Genomic DNA, 20,675 nt, shown 5'->3' with positions numbered 1-20,675 from the left:
TCGGCATCTTAAGTCCCTCCAGAGAGTGTGGAGGCATTGTGAGTGAGGGGTGCGACTTAATGTGTCGCATGCTTTGCGCGCAGGGCTTGCTGGCTTGCGATGACTTTAAGCTTCTAACTCTCCCAAGAGCATCAACGCTGGAAGAGGGTGCGAGTGGAAGGTGGCAGCTAATTTCAGGTTGTCTAAATGCTCATTGATTTTCTCTAGTGCGCCACCCAGCTCTGAGTACATCTGCAGGGATAATTCGTCACCCGCAAAAAGCGCGGCGAAACATTGGTTGAAACGGAAGCGCTGTAGTTGTGCCCATGGCACTTGCCGACAATCCTCGTAAGGGATGATTTCCAAAACTAGCTTTCGGCTTTCACAGGCTTTCAGAACGCTGAGCAGGTCCGTAATGTCGATGCAGGCTAGGCCCGCATGCATCAAGGTTGCGCGAATCATGGCAATAGCTTGCTCTGCCCACAGCATGAATTCAGACGGACTAAGTTGACTGGTGCATATGATCTGATAGCTATTATCTGGCAGCGTGCGCGATGTGTTGGCATTGTCGAAATAAAGCGTCGCAAGCGCGCCATTCGCTGGCCGGCAGTAACCCAGCGGTGCACTAATGACAAAGTTTAAGTCACTTTCGCCTAGGCAAGGCACTGGGTAATCCGGGGAGAAGCTCGTCTGCATGGCCTCTGTAAATGTACAGAACTCCATAACGCTTAAGCGTGTCCAGTACAGCGGGTGTTCGGTCTCTGCTTGCGACATCCCATGGCCTCACTCTGCTGATTTGAGGCGAATGATTTTGCGGCCTACGGCCAAGCTGACCAACCAGCTGATAAGTTGGGCGTAGTTGATATCCTCCAGCGCCGAGATTTGCTTACGCGCCTCTTCCAGACTGGCGAGCATTGCGCGCATGGCGTGAGCATCCAGCGTGTGAGTCAGCCCCGCTCTGGAGATCAGCGTGACGGGTTCAAGCAAGGCATCAAATGCATCTTGCTGGATCAGCAGGCGCGACAGATTGCTCAGTTGCTCTTGCAGATGCTCCGGTGGTTCAGAAGGGCTTAGAAAGCCGGCCAGGCTGATAATTCGACGACCCAGGCGCTTGGTGTTCGAGGTTTCCTGCAGAAGAGATTCGAGGTTTTCCTTTATGAGGCGATCCATGGTGCATCCCCTAAATACAATGAGCACCAATGGTGAATTATGCTTGCGACGAAATGCGTCGTGAGCGCAGCTTTTCGTCATTGATATGTGGGGCATCGAGGGCCCCTATGGTAACTGGCATGAACTCATTCGCCGGTTTGCCAGTGAGTGGATTGAGCGTAATCCAGATCAGGAGCCTGCAACATTATGGTCGGTAGTCAGGGACTGTGACATTTTTGACAACGGTAAGTCCTGCTACATGACATCCAGCGCCAAACTGTCAAAAGTGTTTTTTGAACACTTGGCCGTGTTCATGGCAAAGCATTGTGGGCTCCATGTCAAAGTATTGGATGAGGTCTATGACATGCCGTTTGGCGACGTCAAAGGGTGGAGAGCCTACCTGCATTTTGAGTAGGCCAAATTGTGGGAGCCGGATGATGAAGGCGGTTGGTGCGTGGTCACGTTTTAGGCTCAAGACCTGAGGTTTAGCATGAAAGGGGCTTGGTCATCCAGCCCCCTCCGCGCGATTATTTGCGCAGTACGCTATCTCGGAAGCGCTGGCTTACGCTGGGTATTTCAAGAAGTACCTCGTCGTCAGTGAAAACTTCAAGGCTGTGATCTTCCATCCGTTCGCTGGTGTGGCCCTTGATCCAAAACTTACGAGTGTCAGCATTAAAGACATAGCCAGCGTTGTATTCATTACCTGCCAAACGATCAGGTATGGCATTCCCCCTGCGGCTTAAACCCGTGATTGTGATCGTCAGGTGCGCCATCTGGTCCATTTCGGGGCAAACCAAGTCATGAAGGTCTGGCCAGTATTCAATGTCACCTTCTGATGCGCGCCACCCACGTACCTCATTCACCTCATCAAGGCTGTTGTAGGGGTGGGAATGAAAGGTGCCGATCAGTTCAAGTTGAGGCCAGTACTCAGCAAAAAACTCTCGCTTATTGCTAATTGATTCAGCGGAGGGGCGTACCCAGTCGGTATGGCGAAGTGCAGAGGTTTCCACCGTAGCGGTTACTGCCACCAACCGAGGTGGAACGCCGTTCTCGCGCGCAGGTAGTGCATAGCCCCAGAGCAGTCCAAAAGTCTCAAGATTGGTTTTGCCTGGACCCTTGGCATGCGTGCGATGTTCCATTTCATAGGCTTCAATCGCAGATGTTAAAAGCTGAGGAACAACATGATCTTCAATGATTATCTGGGTGCGCATACCAATTCAGCTCCTTGATTTTGAGGGCAAAGGATAGGTCAGGCGTCCTGCGAAGGCATCAGCGCCATCGTAAATTTTTCTCTAGACGATTCAGTAAAACACACAGATCGCACTTCCGTTTCGGAGGCCTGGATTGCCACCGAGAGGAGCTTCATACGAGTCTGCACCGACTCGTCTACGGTCACGCTCGTTTGCTCGTAGCGGTGCTCTCCGGATAGCAACCGCTCATGCTTTCGCGGGGCTTGTCTAATGGGCCCGCGTATTTACCTCTCTTCTGTCGCGCTAGTTACGGTAGTGCCTCTGGACTGGCCCGGAGGAAGTCGAGCAGAAGCCTCTCAGTTTCATATATTCTCGAGTAGGCGACCCAGCGCCCTAGCGCGCTTAAGGAGCTTCTGGCCGGTCGGGGTACGGCATTCCGTACCTAGGCGGCGGCCAGGCAGGTCGTCTGCCGTCCAACGGGTACCGGTGACGAAGTGCCGGAGAACGGGGCTCTCGGCGGGTGCGGTATGTCAAAATGCCATTCTTGAAAGTGTTGGTCCGGGTATTCGAAGTGGCAGGGCAATGGGATTGACGGTCAAGGTGATGTCGCGGGGCAGGGTGATCGATCGCATTGCCAGCTCCGTACGAATGGAATCGGGTAGTCCGGTCGTTTCCTATCGGGAGCGCCTGTGGCCGGTCGTGGACGGCTGCATCGATTTGGACGAGGGTCATTCCGGGCATGATGCGCACCGGCACGAATGGGCGCAGCTTGTGGAGCGTCTTCTGCCGCAGCCGCTTCCCGAGCGGATCGAACACTGCAATGCTCTGCTGGAAACGCGCTTCAGGGCATCCCTGCCCCGGGGCGTCGTGCAGGCAATCTGCTCCCTGGCATCGTTGCGCCTCGAACGGCAGGCGCGGGAGCTGCTGGTCGACTTTCTAAGCGAGAAGCACGACTCGACGCGCCTGCGCAGGCTTCTCCAGCTTCAGCTGCTTTTCATGGAGCGTACCGGCAGGCCCGAGAAGCCTGCGGTCCCTTCGGCAGCTTCCATCCCGGACGCGGCTGCGAAAGCTCCGCCGGAGGATTCCGACTGGCTATGGGCGGCGGCCGAGGACCCGGTGAAACCGGAGGTTGACGACACGGCACTCAGACGGGCTGCGCAGCAGATGCAGGCGGACATCGGCCGCCACATCGCGCTCGAGTCGGGAGAGGCCATACCGGGCTTCGACGATACGGGCGACGCGTCATGGCCGCAGGAACCGTCCGACACCCCGGCGGCTGAGAGCGGATCGGAAAGCGAAAGAAGACTCCTGGAGAGAACCGCGAGGCTCGGCCCGGTGGCGCTGGATCTGCTGAGGTACTTTTCGGACAACCCCGGGGACCATGCGTCCCATGCACAGCAGGTGCTTGGCCACCCGCTCGCGGAAATCAACCGTCTTCTAGCCGGCAGTCTCGGCCACTACGTAAAAAGGGGCTCCGCCGGCGGATGGGAGTGTCACCCATGGACCAGCGATGTGCTCGACGCACTGGACGGAGCGCCCTCATGACATGTGCCGGAATGAGCATGCGTCATTCATTCGGGGATGCGGCCGTCAGCGCCTGCAGCAGTTCGGGCAGCGCGGTCTCGGGTTTGCGCAGCTCGCACTCCCAAACGACGATTACCCTCCAGCCGGCCCCGCGCAGCGCCGCAACGGCGTGTCGGTCCCTCGCCGCGTTGCCTTCGAGCTTGGCCGCCCAGAACTCGGGGCGGGTCTTCGGAAGGACCGCGTATCTACACCCTGCATGCCTATGCCAGAAGCAGCCGTGTACAAATATACAGGTCCTCAGCCGAGGCAGTACAATGTCCGGCTTTCCGGGAAGGTCCGTGCGATGAAGCCGGAAGCGGAATCCCTGGGCATGCAGAAACCTGCGCACCAGCATTTCGGGCTTCGTGTCCTTCCCCCGTATGGTCGCCATCATGCGCGACCTGCGGGCGGGATCAACTATGTCCATTTCGCCCCATTTCGATACAGCGTGGTTTCATGAGCCGTACTCCACCCATTCAGGTTGTAGATCTCTTTGCCGGCCCCGGGGGTCTCGGGGAGGGCTTTTCTTCGCATGGCAGCGGTGAAACCTTCGAGATCAGGGTTTCCGCCGAGATGGAGGCCTCCGCCCGGTCCACGCTGCGTCTGCGGGCATTCTACCGTCTGCTCAGGCGCGACAAGCCCGAGGCTCTGGACGACTACTACGACTTCTGCGAAACCGCGAACGCAAGTCAGCCCCATACGGCGAGGTCGCGCGATGCCTGGATGCAGGCGGATCATGAGGCCCAGCAGCTCGAGCTCGGCACGGAGGAGGGCAATGCCAGGCTCGACAGGATGCTGGAGTCGAGACTGGATGAAACCAAGCCCTGGGTTCTGATCGGGGGCCCGCCGTGTCAGGCCTATTCGATTGTTGGTCGCGCGAGAAATCGCGGCAAGCGCGACTACAGGGCGGAGGACGACCGGCGCCATTTCCTCTACCGGGAGTATCTCCGGATCATTCAGCGCAAGCGACCGGCGGTCTTCGTGATGGAGAACGTGAAGGGCATTCTTTCGTCTCGCGTGGCAGGTGAGCAGATCTTCCCCAAGATCCTAAAGGACCTGTCGGATCCGGAAGCTGCGCTGGGACTGAGCACCAGCGGGCCCAAGTATCGGATTTGTTCGCTGGTGGCGGACTACGTGTACGAGAATGGCGCCGATGCGGACAGCATCGCGCCCGAGAACTTTATCATTCGCGCTGAGGACTACGGCGTTCCGCAGGCGCGACATCGAGTGATCCTGCTTGGGGTTTCCGAAGAGTACGTCGGCGCGCTCGGCGACCATCAGCTCGAGCCGTCGGCCGGTCCATCAATCGAACAGGTAATCGGACGGCTCCCGCCGCTCAGAAGTACGCTGACGCGTCTCAAGGACTCGCCGGACGCCTGGGCTGCAGTGATCCGTGACCATCTCCGAGAGTTGCATCTCGAATGTAAATTGCGGGTATCCGAGACGCCAGAGCGGATTGGGCTCGCATCGCTGCTCGGCATACTTGCCGACACCTACTCCTCGAATTCGTTGTCCAGCGGTGCGCTTCGCGTTCTCAAGCGGGGGGATTGTGACGGCATTACCGGAACCCGTCTGGACGGCTGGCTGGGAGACGAGCGGCTGCGCTACTGGCTGAATCACGAGGCCCGTGGCCATATGAGTTCGGACTTGCGTCGCTACGTCTACGCGGCGGCGTTTGCCGAGACCTACCGGTATTCGCCGAAGGGCCATCGCGACTTCGACCTTCCCGGTCTCGAGCCTGATCACAAGAATTGGAAAAGTGGAAAGTTCAGCGACCGTTTCCGTGTCCAGCGAAAGGGTCATCCCTCGACCACGATTACGAGCCACATCGCCAAGGATGGCCACTACTTCATCCATTACGATCCCAGGCAGTGCAGAAGCCTAACGGTTCGCGAAGCCGCCAGGCTTCAGACGTTTCCGGACAACTACTTCTTCCTCGGGAACCGCACGCAGCAGTTTCATCAGGTAGGCAATGCGGTGCCGCCGCTTCTGGCGCACCAGATAGCCGACGTGGTCGCTCGCATCATCGGTGCCGGGAAGGCGCGCGCGATCGGCGCAGAATCACATGCAGACAGGGAGTCCAGCCTTGCATTCCACCTACAAGAGCCGAAGTGCGCCGCCCAGGGCTAGCGCGATGATCGAGGCGTTGCGCGGCCTCGGTTACAACACCCAGACCGCGCTCGCCGACATTATCGACAACAGCATTGCCGCCGGCGCGACGGAAGTTCGAATCGATTTCGTATGGGCCGAGCGGGATAGCCGCATCCTGTGCCTCGACAACGGTTCGGGCATGTCCGCGAGCCAGCTGGATCGCGCAATGCGACTGGGTGAGCGAAGTCCGCTCGAGGAAAGGGCGGAGAGCGATCTCGGCCGCTTCGGCCTGGGGCTCAAGACCGCATCGTTTTCCCAGTGTCGACGCCTGACGGTTGCGACGATGGGAGACGACGGACTCCAGTCGCTTCGCTGGGATCTGGATTACCTCGCAAGCAGTAGCGATGACGGCTGGCATCTGCTCGAAGGCCCCCATCCGGGCTCGGAAGGCTTTCTGGAGAGTCTTTCCGGTGGGTCGAGCGGAACGCTGGTGCTATGGGAGGATCTCGATCGCATCGTCACGCCCGGTTCGACCGTGCAGGACTTTCTCGACCTTGCGGATCGGGTTGAACAGCATCTCGGCATGGTGTTTCACCGCTTCCTGGAGGGAAGTCGACCGCGGCTGCGGATTCTTCTGAACGGGGCGCCCGTCAGGCCATGGGATCCGTTCATGACCGACCACCCCGGGAAACCGTACAACCCTCCGGTTTTCACGCATCCAAGCCGTGGCGGGATCGAGGCGGAATGCCACGTGCTGCCTCACAGGGACATGCTGACGCCTGATGCGTTCGAGCGCCTCGCCGGTCCGGAGGGGTGGACCGCACAGCAGGGCTTCTACGTCTATCGGAATGAGAGGCTTCTGGTCGCGGGCAGCTGGCTGGGGCTTGGGACCGGTCGCGCCTGGACCAAGGATGAGGCGCATCGGCTCGCCAGAATACGTCTGGACATTCCAAATTCGGCAGACGCGGACTGGAAGATCGACATTCGCAAGTCGACGGCGAGGCCGCCGGTGTATCTGCGCCAGTGGCTGACCGGTCTAGCAGAGGCGACCCGCTCCCGCGCGCGCAGGGCGTTTGCGCATCGGGGGCGGCCAACGCTGATCGGCAACAGGCAGGTCGTGGAGGCCTGGAAGGTCGAAAGGCTCGCGGGCGGAATGCGCTATCGGATCGACCCGGAGCATCCGGCCGTCAGGGCCGTACTCGACGAGGCGGGGCCGCTTCTTCCGATGGTTCGTGCCATGCTGCGCGTGATAGAGGAGTCCGTGCCGGTACAGCGCATCTGGATCGACACGGCGGAAAACCGCGACACCCCCCGTACCGGCTTTGACCAGAGTCCGCCCGACGAAGCGCGCGAGGTGCTGCTGGTCATGTACCGCAACATGATCGAGCGAAAGGGGTACTCCCCGGAAGCAGCCCGAGAGCTTCTGAGGTCGACCGAGCCGTTTCATGCCTTCCCCGCACTGATCGATGGGCTGCCAGACAGTCTGAAGGAGTAGTAAGCGATGTCCGACGACAACAAATGGAGCGTGGTGAAGTTTGTCCAGGAAATGCTCGCCGGGGTGGCGGACAAGTCGACAATCACCCCGACGCTGATTTCCGGCAAGATCGACATGGTCCTGGCGCTGATGCCGCAATGGGGCGCCGGCCTTGATCGCGCGGCGGTGACCGAGGAGCTGATCCGACGGTTCAGCATCTGGGTCGGGGACGATTCCTCGCTTGTCGATACGGCCGGTCACATTCCGTGGCTGACCCCCGAGCGAAAGGCCGACTGGCGCTACTGGCGACGGTACCGGGAGTGGCAGGAGCAGAAGCTGTCCTGGGAGATTGCCGAGAAGCTCGATCGGAGCACCGACAGCATCCTTTCGAAACTGGAGGACCCGCGCCGTGACGGCCACTGGGATCGCAGGGGCATGGTGGTTGGTCACGTCCAGTCGGGCAAGACCGGCAGCTATACCGGGCTCATCTGCAAGGCTGCCGATGCCGGCTACAAGATCATCATCGTTCTTGCAGGTCTGCACAACAACCTGAGGGCCCAGACGCAGATGCGGCTGGACGAGGGGTTTCTTGGCTACGAGAGCAGTCCGGTGGAGGGGGCAGGCAATGTCGCCATTGGGGTCGGAAAGATCGATTCCTCAGCCGCACTCCGTCCACAATACGTGACCAACCGCTCCGAGACGGGCGACTTCAACACCAGGTTCGTGAGGAATCTCGGCGTGTCTCCGGAGCAGAAGCCGTGGCTGTTCGTCGTCAAGAAGAACAAGACGGTCCTGACCCGGCTGCTGGCCTGGATTCACAAGCACGTGGCCGAGAGCAGCGACCCGGAGACCGGCCGGCCGCTCGTTACCCATCTGCCCCTTCTGATAGTCGACGACGAGGCTGACCACGCATCGGTAGATACGGGAGAGAACGTGGTCGACGAGAACGGGGTTCCGGATCTGGATCACCAGCCAACCGCCATCAACAGTCTCATTCGCCAGATTCTTCATTCCTTTTCCCGCAAGGCCTACGTCGGCTATACGGCTACGCCGTTCGCCAACATCTACATCCATGAGCATGGCGAGACGGTGAAGGAAGGCCCCGATCTGTTTCCGGCGGCTTTCATTACCAATCTCGCTGCGCCCTCGAACTATGTCGGACCGTCCCGCGTCTTCGGGCTGGCCAGCGAAGAGGGCCGTTCCGGTGCGCTCGATCTCGTTCGATGCGTAAGCGACCAGTGCTCAAAGGACGGAAAGTCCGGATGGATGCCGGTGAGCCACAAGAGCACGTATGTACCCGCGATTGACGGTTGCGACCGGATACCCGATTCGCTGCAGGAAGCCATCAACGCCTTTATCCTCTCGTGCGCCATTCGACAGCTTCGAGGGCAGGGCGGCGAGCACAGCTCGATGCTCATCCACGTCACGCGCTTCAACCTGGTTCAGCAGCACGTCCACAGGCAGGTGGGCGACTATGTACTGCATCTCAGGCAGCGGCTGAGGCGCCGGATCGACCATGAGAAGTGCCTGAGCGCCCTTCGCGACCTCTGGAACAGGGATTTCGTTTCCACTACTGCCGCCATCGCAGCGCAGAGCGGGCTGGACATTCATCACTCGGCGGACGACTGGACGGCGATCGAGGCAATCCTGGCCGATGTGCTCGAGCAGATCGATGTCCGGATGATCAACGGAACTGCCAAGGATGCGCTCGACTATGCGGACAGCCCTACGGGTCTGAAGGTAATTGCCATTGGCGGCGACAAGCTGGCACGGGGGCTTACCCTGGAGGGGCTCTGCGTGAGCTACTTCCTTCGCGCATCAAAAATGTACGACACGCTGATGCAGATGGGCCGCTGGTTTGGCTATCGGCCCGGCTACCTGGACCTGTGCCGGCTGTACACCACGGACGATCTGATGGAGTGGTTCGAGCACATCGCCGATGCAGCCGAGGAACTCAGGGCCGAGTTCGACTACATGATCGAGAGCGGATTGACGCCCCGCGACTACGGGCTGAAGGTCAAGTCGCACCCGGTGCTGATGGTGACGTCTCCGCTGAAGATGCGAACGGCCAGGACGCTATACCTTTCGTTCAGCGGCGAGGTGGTGGAAACGGTGGCCTTCTTCACGGATCGGGAGAAGGTGGAGCGCAATCTGGCAGCCTTCCGAACGCTCGAGGCCTCCCTCGGGGCGGCAGGGGCAATTCCCGACCAGGGTCGAGACGGCAGGACCGACAGCTGGAGCGGTGCCTGCTGGCTCGGCGTATCCGCGCAGCCGGTAATAGAATTCCTCCGTTCCTACGAGACCCATCCGGACTCCCGGAAGGTACGAAGCGATCTGCTGGCCGACTTCGTCGATGAAATGAGCCGTGCCGGCGAGCTCACCGAGTGGACAGTGGCGGTTGTCGGCGGCGGCGTGGAGAGGATCGAAGTCGTCGGAGGGCAGGAGGTGAGGAGGATGAAGCGACAGAACAATGCGTCCGAACCGGACAAATACTCGATCGGACGTCTGCTGTCGCCAAAGGACGAGGCACTGGATCTGGATGAGGCGAGCTGGATGGCAGCGCTCGAGCTGACTCGAAAAAACTGGAAGCCCGATCCGGGACGGTCGAGGGGACGAACGCTGCCGGATAGCCCGAGCGGGCCGTATCTGAGGCGCATCAGGGGGCTCGGTGCGGAAGGCATTCCGCCACATCCCGAACGCGGACTGCTCCTGATCTCGCTGCTGGATCCAAAAGACTCCGGAGTTGCGAACCTCGACCAGCCGGTGGTTGCCTTCGCCATCAGCTTCCCTTCCAGCAGCAAGGGCAAGTCAGTGCCCTATGTCGTCACCAACCTTCTTTGGGAGCAGCAGTATGGCGGCAGCGACTAGCAGGGAGATCGAGGCGGTCTGGCGCGCGCTGTCGGGCAACCGGTCGACACCGGGGTGGCATTCGATCGAGCTTCTCGGTACTGGCAGCTGCCGCGTCAGGGCCGCCCGGCATTCGCCCGGCAACGAGGAGGCCGTTCTCGTTGGCTTCTCGAAGACCAGAATTGCCCCGAGTGCGCAGCTTCCTCAGGGCCGCGGCTTTCGCATGGAGCGCGCGACACTGGGCGAGGCGGGAGGGACGCATCAATGGCTTTCGGTTGTTCGGCAGCCCGCCGGTAGTCTCGAGCTTTTCGCGGCGGTCGCGGCCGACATCTGTGGACTGGTCCTTTCTCTCGCAAGCCTTCCCGAGGATGTCGTGTATCAGCGGCTGCTCGGGCGTGTGCGCGGCTGGCAGGAGTTCATGCGCAGGGGGACCGAGGGGCTAGGTGCCGAAGCCGAGCTGGGACTGGTTGGGGAAATCCATGTGTTGCGGGATCTGCTTGACGAGGGAATGCCGCTCTTCACGGCCGTGGATGGCTGGAAGGGCCCTCTGGACGGACTGCACGACTTCCAGCTTGGAAGCGGGGCCATTGAAGTCAAGTCCACCCTGGCCGCCGAGGGGTTCCCAATCCGCATCGCATCACTGGATCAGCTTGACGACGCCCAGTGTTCCCCGCTGCATCTGTGTGCGTTGCGGTTCGCTCAGGATGACGCTGGTGCCTCGCTGCCCGAGCTTGTGATGCAGTTGCGCAACCGCCTGGACCCCGACCCGACAGCGCTAAGGTTGTTCGAGCGGGCGCTGGACCATGTCGGTTATCTGGACATGCATGCGGAAGGCTATACCCGACGCTTCTCCGTCATCGAGGTTCGGCTTCATCTCGTGAACGGCGATTTTCCCCGCCTGACGCCCTGCAACGTGCCGCCAGCCGTGCGACGCGCAAGCTACGATCTCGACCTCGGTCTTGTCCCGGCCGGCAAGGACAACCTTGCGGCGGTGCTGACCCAACTTGGAGCAGTCTGATGGAGCTTCTGGACTTTCTTCTCGATACGCAGGCCTCTATACGGGACGAGGTCGCAAAGGAACTCGTTCCCGGCGAGGCTCCCGTACCGGCGGAGGCCGTGTTTTCCGCCCACATCATGACCCACATGGCCGACCAGGGCATTACGTTCGAGCCCACGTCGTGCCACTACGAGGCAAGGATCGGCAACAGCAAGGTAAAGGTTAGCGGTTACTCGGTTTCCGATACGACGGATGAACGGGGCAACCCGGATAGACTGGATCTGTTTGTAAGTCTCTACCGCGGAGCCGAAACGCTTGAGCCGATCGCTGATGCGGAGGTCGGCCGGGCCGCCAGGCTCGGACTGCAGTTTCTGAAGTTCTCGGCCTCGGGAAAGCTGTCGCGGGAGCTGGACGAGACCAACGACGTCTATCCGCTTGTGGTCGAAGTTGAACGAATATTCGAGTCGCTGGACGACATTCGGATCTTCGTCATCACCGATGCCCTTGCGAAAACAAGAAGCTATGCGCCTCAGGCTGTCGAGGGAAAACAGGTCCGGCTGGAGATCATGGACCTGCAGCGGCTGTACAACCACTGGCAGCAGGGCCGGGCGCGTGACGAACTCGTGGTGAACTTCCGCGATCTGTGCGGGACGGCTCTGCCCAGCGTCTGGGTGCCCGGCGGGGAAGGGGACGAGTACGACTATGCGCTGACGGCCATACCGGGCGAGGCATTGCGTCACCTGTACGACAGGTACGGCCCACGGATACTCGAGGCCAATGTTCGTTCGTTTCTGGGAGTCAGCAGCAAGGGCGTCAACAAGGGAATTCGGGATACCCTGCGGGACTATCCGGACCGGTTCATGGCCTACAACAACGGGATCGTCGTCGTGGCGGACGCCGCTCAGCTGGATCGCGCGTCCGACGGATCCGTTGGGATTCTCTGGTTACAGGGCATGCAGATCGTCAACGGAGGCCAGACAACCGCATCCATCTACTTTGCGAAAAAGAAGAACGCCGATATCGACCTGAGCAATGTCCGCGTTCCTGCCAAGATCATCGTGCTGCGTGACGGGCAGGCCGATGACGAGGAGCTGATTGCCAACATCTCCCGATATGCCAACAGCCAGAACGTCGTAAGACAGTCCGATCTGTCCGCGAACAAGCCATTCCACCGGGAACTCGAGCGAATCTCCATGCGTACCTACTGCCCGGACGGCGTCGGGCGATGGTTCTATGAGCGATCTGCTGGCAGCTACAAGGTCATGCTCGAGAAGGAAGCGGCGACGCCGGCACAACGCCGGAAGCTCCAGGCCGCCATTCCTCCCTATCGTCGCCTTACAAAGCCGGACCTGGCCAAGTATCTGTTCGCCTGGGAACAGAAACCCCATGTGGTAAGCCTTGGCAGCCAGAAGAACTTTCAGGCATTCATGGATTCGCTTGCCGACCGGGAGCTGGCCGGCGAGAACGTGGTTCCGGATCAGGACGACTTCAAGCGGATGATTGCCAAGGCCATTCTGTTCAAGGCCGCGCACAAGGCGATTCGACCGCTTTTTCCGGCGTTCCAGGCGAACATCACCGCCTATACGGTCTCGGTACTTGCCATGAAGGCCGAAGACCGGTTCGACTTTCGGCGTGTCTGGCAGGAACAGGCGATATCCCCTCAGCTCCAGCGACAGATTGCTCATTGGGCGGTCGAGGTCAACGAAGCGCTGCACCGCGGGTCCGGCGGCAGGATGATTTCGGAGTGGGCAAAGAAGCCCGAGTGCTGGACCAGGACGAGGGATGCCGGCTACTCGCCCCTGCAGCAGGGCATACCGGAGATTCTCGGCGGCTGAACATAGGTCGGAGCAATAACGGCGGGTCTGCCGGCCTGCACCAAGACCGAGCTGTGGGGCGAGAAGAGAGGTGACAATGGAACTGAAAGGAACGCAGGACCTGTTTCGACTGGCCCCCGGAGATTGCGTATCGAAGCGCAATCTCTTCGACCTCATTCAGCATTCGAAGGTGGCGGGCTCCAGCTTCTGGAGTGGCGAGGACCTGAAAGTCGGGAACACGCCGCAGCAGGGAATCAACTGGGTTGGGGGCCTACCGGCATGTCGAGCCGTTATCCTGAAGGCGCGACCGGGGGCATACGCGGACGATGGATGGTTGGACAATGAAAAGACCGCCTACCACTATTCCTTCAAGGCCCGCGATGGCGTCATTTCACATGCCGAGAAGGCGAACGCCGTTCTGATCCATCAGCCCGTGTACCGATATCCGATCCTTCTCTTTACGGAGGCTGGGAGCTCCTGGTCATACGAAGGGGCGTTCGACGTTTCGGCTATTGACGATCGATTCGTAGTACTGGTCAGGAATCGAATGATCGTTGAATCGGACGCGAGCATTTCGGAAGAGGGAGCCGACTTCCGGGAGGGTGGGCTAAGGTATGTAACGCACCTCATGGCAGAACGGAACAGAGATATCGTCGGGCAGCTGAAGGGACGCTCCGCCTCGGAGTGCGAAATCTGCCGTCAACGCTTCGCGGCGCGCTATGGCGTCGAATGCATAGAGGCACACCACAAGGTGCCCATATCAACCTATTCCTCGGAGCACGCCGTCAGGTTCGAGGATCTCGCACTGCTCTGCCCGAACTGTCATCGCGCGGTGCACATTTACATGAAGAAATGGGATCTCGAGTACCCGGAGATTCGGGAAAGAATGGCGACCCTGCTTGCTGGATAGTCACAGGAGCAAGGTGGCCAACGCCGAGCTTCGCTAGAGAGTGGAAGCGGGGGAACTGGATCGCCAACTGTGGTGCTGCCGTTTTCCGTATAGGGTAAAGCAGCCATGCCTAGCATCGAATCTAACTAGCCATCTACCTGCGGCAAATGAAAAAGCTTTTTTGACAACAACGGCAGCCGCTTCGCGAAGGCAGTTGATCATTTTGGTCTTATTGCTTGGTCTCGCTCCACATTCGTTTCGCTTACCTGCAAACGCCCAAAATGCTCAACTGCCCCATACTTGAAGGTTTCAAGTATGGGGCGCGGGGGCATACTTGAAGGAACGCTTCGCTGCTTCAAGTATGCCCCCGCAATTTTGTTGTCAAATCATAGCCGCCAGGCGTTGCCTGGCCGAAATGGCGATTGTGCACAGACGTGAGCTGCGCCATTCGCGGGCGCTGCCGCCCCGGCCTCAATCATAAGCCCGATCACTGCGGCACACTTGTCTTACGACCGCCATGTCACATGACTCGAGTGCTGCAGTCTCGCCGTGTCACTCGTAGGGCTTGCGGCAGTTAGTGAGTGTCGATGCGCCGGGTGACCGTGCCGTGTGTCTGTCACAGTGGCGTTATGAAGCGGTGTCCGGTCTGATGCCAAAGCGCCCACGCTTCAACTGAAATTTGTGTGGCAGCAGCCGACTGTCACGGAATTCTCGTCGCAGCGGATGCAAGTTCGTGGTGGACTGTGCTCAGCGATAGGGCGTGCCAACCGTCGCCGCAAGCGATGCCCGGAGTTGCGTGAAAATTCGGTTTCTTTCCTGTTGTGTTCAGAACGAAAAAGGCCGCAGATTGGCTGCGGCCTTTTATTCATCCTGTCTCATAATCATCTCCAAGCGATGATCGTTCCCGCTCTATGCATTAGTGAAGCTGCAGCTTACTTTTCCTCCCGCGCTTTCCGCGTCCCGCTTGGCTATTGAGCAGCTTTTTAAAATGCTCCCAGCGAATCTCGTCGGTCTGGATGTTGTAAGTCAGGCCGCGTTCCATCTGCTCCAGTAATCTCAAACTCAGCGGCTTTTCCAAGTAGTGGTCTGCTGTGACCTCTGGAGCACCACCCTCATGGCCGAGCAGATAGGCAATGGTTGAAGGGGGTATACCTGACCGTTCAAGTCTCACGGCAAACGAGCGGCGGAAGCTTTTAAAATTTAGACCACCATTTACGGCTGGCGGGCAGTGCTGACCGATGTATCCTGTTCCCGTGCACGGCCCGCAGAAAAACCGACTTGGGTCGCGGGAGTACAGGTGCTTCGGATCGAAGCTCAGCTCGTTGAAAAGCAGTGCATCGTTGCCTTCGGCCTGACGCCGTTCATGATGGGACAGTTACCAGGAGGACAGCAGTGCCTGTTCTACTCGTTCAATCTGGAAGACCACGTTCCGCCCCAACACCTCTTACGCAGCATCGACCAGTGCCTGGATCTCAGCGATCTGCGTGCCTACCTGGCGGATTTCTATAGCCCCATCGGGCGCACCTCGATTGACCCGGAATTGATGGTGCGCATGCTGGTCGTCGGCTACTGCTATGGCATCCTTTCCAAACGGCGATCGTGAGAAGAGGTGCACTTAAACCTGGCCTATCGCTGGTTCTGCCGACTGGGCTTTGAGGATGAAGTACCCAATCACTGGTGATTCCGACTGCGTCGCATGGGCAAAAGGGGCACCGTGTGTGCTTCGCAATGGGAGCCCCATTAAAGCGACACTCGCCAAAAAGAATGGAATCAAGACAGCAGAGTTATGGTCAGCACTGCGGCAACGAACAAGCCCGAAATCAATTCTGAATTGTGCTCACCAGGTTGCTTTGTGGCGATGCCCAGCATCGCCTATCGGTTGGCACGAGTCTCAGCAGGTGATGGGGATGCAGGCGTATCGCTTGTGCCGGTTTCAGCACACGATGTGGCTGCAGGTCATGCGCTGCTAATTGGCGCAGGGGGTGTGCTGATTGACCAGGATGGGAACAGCATCACTTATATCACTGAAGCCGACATGCAGACAGTATCTCGGAGATGTTTTGGCGGCACCTCAGAAGCATGTAAGACGCTGGTTACCCGCAACTGGAGCATGGTATTCAGCTAGCCCATTGCTCGACTATCGCCCCAGCTCAGACAATGCAACCGCATTGACAAGGTAATGCATCCGCATTACCTTGAAGCAACTCACACGAGCCGGAGCAAGTCATGGCCAGAGCACTTGAAGTCGAATCCACCCTTACCGACCGCTATCAGACGACGGTACCAGAAACGGTTCGCCGCGCACTTCAGCTAAACAAGCGCGACAAAATCCATTACTCGATTCGCCCCAGCGGTGAGGTCGTGCTGAGCCGTGCTGAGCCCACTGAGGATGACCCGGCAATCGGCCAGTTTCTCAGCTTTCTTGCACATGACATCGCAGCGAACCCTCAGCACCTGCGAGCCATAGATTCAGATCTCGTGGCACGCATTCATTCGCTGGTCGATAGCAACGATATAGATCTGGATGCCCCGCTGTCGGCAGACGATGAATGAGCCAAGACCAAGGTAAGCCACTGGTTGCTCATGGCTGGACAGTATTTGCGCACCCCTTGTTTCTGGATCAGCTCGAAACCCTCATTCAGCAAGTTGAGCTCTCAAAACAAAAAGACCCCGTGGGTTATCGCAAGAATAATGCAGCCAAGCGGCTGGCAGCCATCACCAAGCTGGCTTTTGACGTTATCCCACAAGACCCGAGCAAGCCCGAATACCGCCAAGGTGGCACATTGGGCGAGGAACATAAGCACTGGTTCCGTGCCAAGTTTTTTCAGCAGTATCGGCTGTTCTTCCGGTACCACGGCCCAAGCAAGGTAATCATCTTGGCGTGGGTTAATGACGAAGACACCAAGCGTGCCTATGAGAGCAGCGATGACGCCTACAAGGTGTTTCGAAAAATGCTCGCAAGCGGACATCCACCTGACTCGTGGGATAAGCTGCTGAATGAAGCCACGCAGGAAAACGCACGATTAAATTCGGCCGCCACCTCGGTCAACTGAGCCCCCAACAAGCTGCCGGTTCAAATCCCTATCGAGGATTTGAACCCAGAACATCCTTCCCGCACCGCGCGGCGCCTTTAAACTGGAAATCGTTTTGGTTGCGCTCTTGACGGAAGGCTCAAGGTTCCTATATTGCTTAAGAGTGAAATCCTACAAATCAGTTTTCAGAGACCAAGTGCCTGAAACGCTGATTTGAGCTGGGTATTTTTGTCTTTGGATTCAAATCCCCCGGCTCCGAGCCCCCGCAGGAGTTCGAATCGTTACGTACGAACCCCCAGAAACCCTCACTAGCCCGCACGGCCCGATGCTAGGTCGTTGATTTTCAACAAACCGCTCTATCGGTCCGCGCTTGCGGACTGCGGACTTTCGATTGGCCGGAAATCTGGCTCGCCCAGACGGCTCTCGGTACCGACACGTTGCAAACAGTCGGTACTTCTCGATAACTACCCGACGAATCGGAACATCACAGCCAGCCCTGATGTTGCCCCTGCTTGCTGACGCAGCTTGGAAGTTCTGGCTGCAATATTGCCCCCCATCGCTGTGGAAAGTAGCTCCCTGGGCAAGTGCAATCGAGGGGGGGGATCGCTGCGTAGAGCTTGTGACCCCCATCCTGCAGCGTGACCTGATTGGGTCAAGGCCGGGTTGTCATGCAGGCAGTTTGGCTGCAAGCAGTTCGACCTTCTCGATATTGGGCGGAGAACTGAGCAAGGTCGCGGCGTTGGCCATCAAGGCCGCGGCGATCTGGCCGTTCAGATGTGCTTGGCGACCTGCCTCATCGGCAAAGGCATCGAACACACCGAACGTCGAAGGGCCAAACTTCAATGCGAACCAGGCAGTGGTGCCGGACTCTGCGTTGGCGAGTGGCAGTGCGCTGGCCAGGAAGTCGGCAAGCGCAGCCTCCTGGCCGGGTTTGGCTTCGAGGCGAACAAACAAGGCGAGCTTGGTCATGCTGTAATCCTTGGGGTAAATGGAAAAGTGGGTGAAGGGATCGACGAGACAGCACGCTAAGTCTTCATGATAGACATCTCTATAGTGTTGGCGCTGATGGAAAATTGACCCACCCTGCCGATTGAAATTTGACCCAGGGCGGATTGCTGATTTTGTTACCAGCAACTGTGGATAAGTCTACCAGCGCAGCTGCTGTTGCCCCCACTCCTTCGCTAGCCCAGTTCAGCTGTTGAAGACCTGCCACATGCAGCCATGCAGCAGGCCGTCGTCACCATGAAATCAGAACGACTCATCGTCCTCCGGTTCCTGGCCGCCCTTACGCTTTCGCTCCCGTGATTTGATCTTGGCCTGGGCCGCCAAGCTACTGTGTTGCAGGCGATAGGACTCGTTACCGGTTTCGACGATGTGGCAGTGGTGGGTCAGCCGATCCAGCAGGGCGGTGGTCATCTTGGCGTCGCCGAACACGCTCGACCATTCGGCGAAGCTCAGGTTGGTGGTGATCACCACGCTGGTGTGTTCGTACAGCTTGGACAGCAGGTGAAACAGCAACGCACCGCCAGCCTGGCTGAACGGCAGATAACCCAGTTCGTCGAGGATGACCAGATCCATGCGCAGCAGTGCCTGGGCGATCCGCCCGGCTTTGCCGTCGTGTTTTTCGCGCTCCAGCAGATTGACCAGATCGACCGTGGAGTAGAAGCGCACGCGCTTACCGTGCCGGGTGATGCCGGACACGGCCAGCGCGGTGGCTAGGTGGGTTTTACCGGTGCCTGGCCCACCGATCAGCACCACGTTCTGCGCGGTGTCGGTAAAGCTCAGATTGGCCAGCTCGCTGATCAAGCGAGCGTCGGCGCTGGAGGCGCTGAAGTCGAAGCCGGCCAGATCGCGGTGCATCGGCAGCTTGGCCATGTTCATCTGGTGGCTCACCGAGCGCATGGCGCGATCTGTGTGCTCTTGTTCCAGCAGGTGTTCGAGCAGCCACTTGGACGAGGCTGTGTTCGACTCACCCTGTGCAGTTAACTCCGCCCAGGCCGTGGCCATGCCGTGCAGGCGCAGCTCCTTGAGTTCCGCCATCAAATCACGCATGACCGACCTCCTCGGCCTGGCCACGCAGGCGGTCGTAGCGCGCCGTGTTAGCGACGGGGGCTTCCTTGAGCGACAAGTGGGTTTCGACGCTGGGTGGTGGTTCGGTCGCGGCCAGGCGCGCCACGACATTGAGGATGTGTTCGGCGCTCAGGCTGCCGCTTTCCAGTACCAGCTCAACAGCCACCAGCACCGCATCGAGCCCGGCGACCGGTACGGCAGCCAGAACTTGCGCCATGATCCGGTCACCGCCGGCATGACGCCCCAGACCGTGCTTAAGCTGACGCAGCGGCGCCGGCAGATCAGCAAAGGGCGCGCCGTTGCGCAGCGCACCGGGCTTGCGTTCGATCAGCGGGAGGTAGTGCTGCCAGTCATAGCTGACCTGGTCGCGATCCAGCAAGCGGACATGGCTGGCGATCAGCGCGTCGTCAGCCACCACCTCGATTCGCGTCGGATACAAACGGCTGCTGACCCACTTACCCGCGTACTCACACGGCACCGAGTAGCGGTTGCGCCCGACGCTGACCAGACAGGTGCTGGAGACCCGCGCAGGCCGCTCGACGTAACCGTCGAATGGCGCTGGCACAGGCATCAGTTCAGCGCGCTCCAACTCCAGCACTTCGGCTACACTCAGCCCGCTGTATTGAGGGTGCGTCAGCTCGTTCCAAAGCGCGCGGCAGCGCTGGCCCAGCCAGGCATTGAGTTCCTCGAAGGAGTGAAAATGACAGTCCTGGGCGTCTAGCCAGATGCGCCTACGGCTGTCTTGCACGTTCTTTTCAACGATGCCCTTTTCCCAACCAGCGGCGACGTTGCAGAAGTCCGGATCGAACAGGTAATGCGCGCACATCACCGCAAAGCGTGCATTCACCGCCCGGCCTTTGCCCTTATTGACCTTGTCGACGGCGGTCTTCATGTTGTCGTAGATGCCCCGGCGCGGCACGCCGCCCAAGGCGCCGAACGAGCGTGTATGGGCGTCAAATAACATCTCATGGCCCTGGCTCGGATACGCCACAAGCCAGAACGCACGGCTGGCACACAGCTTCAGATGTGCCACCTGCATACGCCGGTAAATGCCGCCGACCAGCAAGCCTTCCTCGCTCCAGTCAAACTGAAACGCCTCGCCAAGAGCAAAGGTCAGCGGCACAAAGGCCTGCGACGCCTTGCCCTGTCCCCCTCGCCAGGCACGGATAAACGCGGTGAGCTGGCTGTAGCCACCGTCATAACCATCGGCTTTGATTTGCGCCAACAGCGCCTTGGCACTGCGCCGCTGTTGCTTGGGGCGCAGCGAATCGGCTTTTAGCGCCTGCTCTAGCGTGGCGTGAAAAGGGCTGAGTTTGTTAAAGATCGCGCGGCGTTGGTACACCGGCTGCTTGGCCTCAGGTGCTCTGACCCACTTGCGAATCGTGTTGCGCGCCAGCCCGGTGCGCTTGGCTATCTCATGCAGCGACAGCTTGTCGCGGAAATACATCCGCCGAATTTTGCCCATCATTTCCATACTGATCACCCTGTGTTCTCCTGCTCAAAAATTGAGCAGAAGCAGTTGAACACCTGGGTCAGTTTTCAGTCGGCAGAACAGCCTCTACTGGGTCAGTTTTCGGTCA

The 20,675-nt window shown here is 59.2% G+C and carries 17 protein-coding genes and 2 pseudogenes; 11 read left to right on the top strand and 8 right to left on the bottom strand.

What is annotated here, in order from left to right; all coding sequences use genetic code 11:
- Positions 1–105: 105 nt before the first annotated feature.
- The 3 genes from P5704_010440 to P5704_010430 all read right to left on the bottom strand — a co-directional run bounded on the left by P5704_010440 (position 106) and on the right by P5704_010430 (position 2,339).
- Complete coding sequence (locus P5704_010440; protein WOF80851.1) at positions 106–753, bottom strand: hypothetical protein; 648 nt, start codon at positions 751–753, stop codon at positions 106–108.
- Positions 754–762: 9 nt separating this feature from the next.
- Positions 763–1,149, bottom strand: a complete 387-nt coding sequence (locus P5704_010435; protein WOF80850.1) for a hypothetical protein — start codon at positions 1,147–1,149, stop codon at positions 763–765.
- 506 nt (positions 1,150–1,655) lie between these two features.
- Positions 1,656–2,339 (bottom strand): hypothetical protein, encoded by a 684-nt coding sequence (locus P5704_010430; protein ID WOF80849.1) that lies wholly within the window; start codon positions 2,337–2,339, stop codon positions 1,656–1,658.
- A gap of 561 nt (positions 2,340–2,900) precedes the next feature.
- Here P5704_010430 and P5704_010425 point away from each other — a divergent pair.
- Entirely contained in the window at positions 2,901–3,863 is a 963-nt protein-coding gene (locus tag P5704_010425) for a hypothetical protein (protein ID WOF80848.1), read from the top strand.
- Between the two features lie 22 nt (positions 3,864–3,885).
- Here the strand turns inward: P5704_010425 and P5704_010420 are convergent, their stop codons facing one another.
- Positions 3,886–4,308 carry a very short patch repair endonuclease gene (locus P5704_010420; protein WOF80847.1) on the bottom strand — a complete coding sequence of 141 codons (423 nt, stop codon included), beginning with the start codon at positions 4,306–4,308 and terminating at the stop codon, positions 3,886–3,888.
- Between the two features lie 29 nt (positions 4,309–4,337).
- Between P5704_010420 and P5704_010415 the strand changes: the two genes are divergently transcribed.
- The 6 genes from P5704_010415 (at position 4,338) to P5704_010390 (ending at position 14,014) form a co-directional block, all read left to right on the top strand.
- Entirely contained in the window at positions 4,338–6,011 is a 1,674-nt protein-coding gene (locus P5704_010415; GenBank protein ID WOF80846.1) for a DNA cytosine methyltransferase, read from the top strand.
- Between the two features lie 4 nt (positions 6,012–6,015).
- The gene (locus P5704_010410) at positions 6,016–7,467 is read left to right on the top strand and encodes an ATP-binding protein (GenBank protein ID WOF81205.1); all 1,452 of its coding nucleotides are present in this window, start codon (positions 6,016–6,018) and stop codon (positions 7,465–7,467) included.
- 6 nt (positions 7,468–7,473) lie between these two features.
- Entirely contained in the window at positions 7,474–10,314 is a 2,841-nt protein-coding gene (locus tag P5704_010405) for a Z1 domain-containing protein (protein WOF80845.1), read from the top strand.
- Positions 10,298–11,311 (top strand): PD-(D/E)XK motif protein, encoded by a 1,014-nt coding sequence (locus P5704_010400; GenBank protein WOF80844.1) that lies wholly within the window; start codon positions 10,298–10,300, stop codon positions 11,309–11,311. The genes P5704_010405 and P5704_010400 overlap by 17 nt, the downstream gene beginning before the upstream one ends.
- Positions 11,311–13,125 (top strand): AIPR family protein, encoded by a 1,815-nt coding sequence (locus P5704_010395; protein ID WOF80843.1) that lies wholly within the window; start codon positions 11,311–11,313, stop codon positions 13,123–13,125. Before P5704_010400 ends, P5704_010395 begins: the two co-directional genes overlap by 1 nt.
- Positions 13,126–13,201: 76 nt before the next feature.
- Positions 13,202–14,014: an HNH endonuclease gene (locus tag P5704_010390; protein ID WOF80842.1), complete on the top strand. Its 813-nt coding sequence runs from the start codon at positions 13,202–13,204 to the stop codon at positions 14,012–14,014.
- Positions 14,015–14,909: 895 nt separating this feature from the next.
- Here the strand turns inward: P5704_010390 and P5704_010385 are convergent.
- Positions 14,910–15,356 (bottom strand): annotated as a pseudogene (locus P5704_010385) (integrase).
- Between P5704_010385 and P5704_010380 the strand changes: the two are divergent.
- The 4 genes and pseudogenes from P5704_010380 (at position 15,357) to P5704_010365 (ending at position 17,046) form a co-directional block, all read left to right on the top strand.
- Positions 15,357–15,668, top strand: a pseudogene (locus P5704_010380) (transposase). It abuts the pseudogene before it with no gap.
- A gap of 111 nt (positions 15,669–15,779) precedes the next feature.
- Positions 15,780–16,118 carry an inositol monophosphatase family protein gene (locus P5704_010375; GenBank protein ID WOF80841.1) on the top strand — a complete coding sequence of 113 codons (339 nt, stop codon included), beginning with the start codon at positions 15,780–15,782 and terminating at the stop codon, positions 16,116–16,118.
- A gap of 101 nt (positions 16,119–16,219) precedes the next feature.
- Positions 16,220–16,546: a type II toxin-antitoxin system PrlF family antitoxin gene (locus P5704_010370; protein ID WOF80840.1), complete on the top strand. Its 327-nt coding sequence runs from the start codon at positions 16,220–16,222 to the stop codon at positions 16,544–16,546.
- Entirely contained in the window at positions 16,543–17,046 is a 504-nt protein-coding gene (locus P5704_010365) for a type II toxin-antitoxin system YhaV family toxin (GenBank protein ID WOF80839.1), read from the top strand. The genes P5704_010370 and P5704_010365 overlap by 4 nt, the downstream gene beginning before the upstream one ends.
- Before the next feature lie 645 nt (positions 17,047–17,691).
- On the opposite strand, the gene P5704_010360 is transcribed toward P5704_010365, so the two are convergent.
- The 3 genes from P5704_010360 to istA form a co-directional block, all read right to left on the bottom strand.
- On the bottom strand, positions 17,692–17,994 hold the full coding sequence (locus P5704_010360; protein WOF80838.1) for an antibiotic biosynthesis monooxygenase: 303 nt from the start codon (positions 17,992–17,994) through the stop codon (positions 17,692–17,694).
- A gap of 279 nt (positions 17,995–18,273) precedes the next feature.
- Complete coding sequence (istB, locus tag P5704_010355) at positions 18,274–19,077, bottom strand: IS21-like element ISPst3 family helper ATPase IstB (protein WOF80837.1); 804 nt, start codon at positions 19,075–19,077, stop codon at positions 18,274–18,276.
- Positions 19,070–20,569 (bottom strand): IS21-like element ISPst3 family transposase, encoded by a 1,500-nt coding sequence (istA, locus tag P5704_010350; GenBank protein WOF81204.1) that lies wholly within the window; start codon positions 20,567–20,569, stop codon positions 19,070–19,072. Before istA ends, istB begins: the two co-directional genes overlap by 8 nt.
- Positions 20,570–20,675 lie beyond the last annotated feature (106 nt).

The organism is Pseudomonas sp. FeN3W (genome assembly GCA_030263805.2).
Classification (GTDB): domain Bacteria; phylum Pseudomonadota; class Gammaproteobacteria; order Pseudomonadales; family Pseudomonadaceae; genus Stutzerimonas; species Stutzerimonas stutzeri_G.
The sequence above is the reverse complement of the archived record's forward strand: the minus strand, read 5'-3'. Positions and strand labels throughout refer to the sequence as shown.

What these genes read in the sequence shown, in the direction of transcription:
- P5704_010365 (WOF80839.1), top strand. Translation starts at nt 16,543, where the DNA reads ATGAGCCAAGACCAAGGTAAGCCACTGGTTGCTCATGGCTGGACAGTA.
- P5704_010435 (WOF80850.1), bottom strand. Translation starts at nt 1,149, where the DNA reads ATGGATCGCCTCATAAAGGAAAACCTCGAATCTCTTCTGCAGGAAACC.
- P5704_010425 (WOF80848.1), top strand. Translation starts at nt 2,901, where the DNA reads ATGGGATTGACGGTCAAGGTGATGTCGCGGGGCAGGGTGATCGATCGC.
- P5704_010360 (WOF80838.1), bottom strand. Translation starts at nt 17,994, where the DNA reads ATGACCAAGCTCGCCTTGTTTGTTCGCCTCGAAGCCAAACCCGGCCAG.
- P5704_010410 (WOF81205.1), top strand. Translation starts at nt 6,016, where the DNA reads ATGATCGAGGCGTTGCGCGGCCTCGGTTACAACACCCAGACCGCGCTC.
- P5704_010375 (WOF80841.1), top strand. Translation starts at nt 15,780, where the DNA reads ATGGTCAGCACTGCGGCAACGAACAAGCCCGAAATCAATTCTGAATTG.
- istB (WOF80837.1), bottom strand. Translation starts at nt 19,077, where the DNA reads ATGCGTGATTTGATGGCGGAACTCAAGGAGCTGCGCCTGCACGGCATG.
- P5704_010390 (WOF80842.1), top strand. Translation starts at nt 13,202, where the DNA reads ATGGAACTGAAAGGAACGCAGGACCTGTTTCGACTGGCCCCCGGAGAT.
- P5704_010440 (WOF80851.1), bottom strand. Translation starts at nt 753, where the DNA reads ATGTCGCAAGCAGAGACCGAACACCCGCTGTACTGGACACGCTTAAGC.
- istA (WOF81204.1), bottom strand. Translation starts at nt 20,569, where the DNA reads ATGGAAATGATGGGCAAAATTCGGCGGATGTATTTCCGCGACAAGCTG.
- P5704_010415 (WOF80846.1), top strand. Translation starts at nt 4,338, where the DNA reads ATGAGCCGTACTCCACCCATTCAGGTTGTAGATCTCTTTGCCGGCCCC.
- P5704_010420 (WOF80847.1), bottom strand. Translation starts at nt 4,308, where the DNA reads ATGGACATAGTTGATCCCGCCCGCAGGTCGCGCATGATGGCGACCATA.
- P5704_010395 (WOF80843.1), top strand. Translation starts at nt 11,311, where the DNA reads ATGGAGCTTCTGGACTTTCTTCTCGATACGCAGGCCTCTATACGGGAC.
- P5704_010430 (WOF80849.1), bottom strand. Translation starts at nt 2,339, where the DNA reads ATGCGCACCCAGATAATCATTGAAGATCATGTTGTTCCTCAGCTTTTA.
- P5704_010405 (WOF80845.1), top strand. Translation starts at nt 7,474, where the DNA reads ATGTCCGACGACAACAAATGGAGCGTGGTGAAGTTTGTCCAGGAAATG.
- P5704_010400 (WOF80844.1), top strand. Translation starts at nt 10,298, where the DNA reads ATGGCGGCAGCGACTAGCAGGGAGATCGAGGCGGTCTGGCGCGCGCTG.
- P5704_010370 (WOF80840.1), top strand. Translation starts at nt 16,220, where the DNA reads ATGGCCAGAGCACTTGAAGTCGAATCCACCCTTACCGACCGCTATCAG.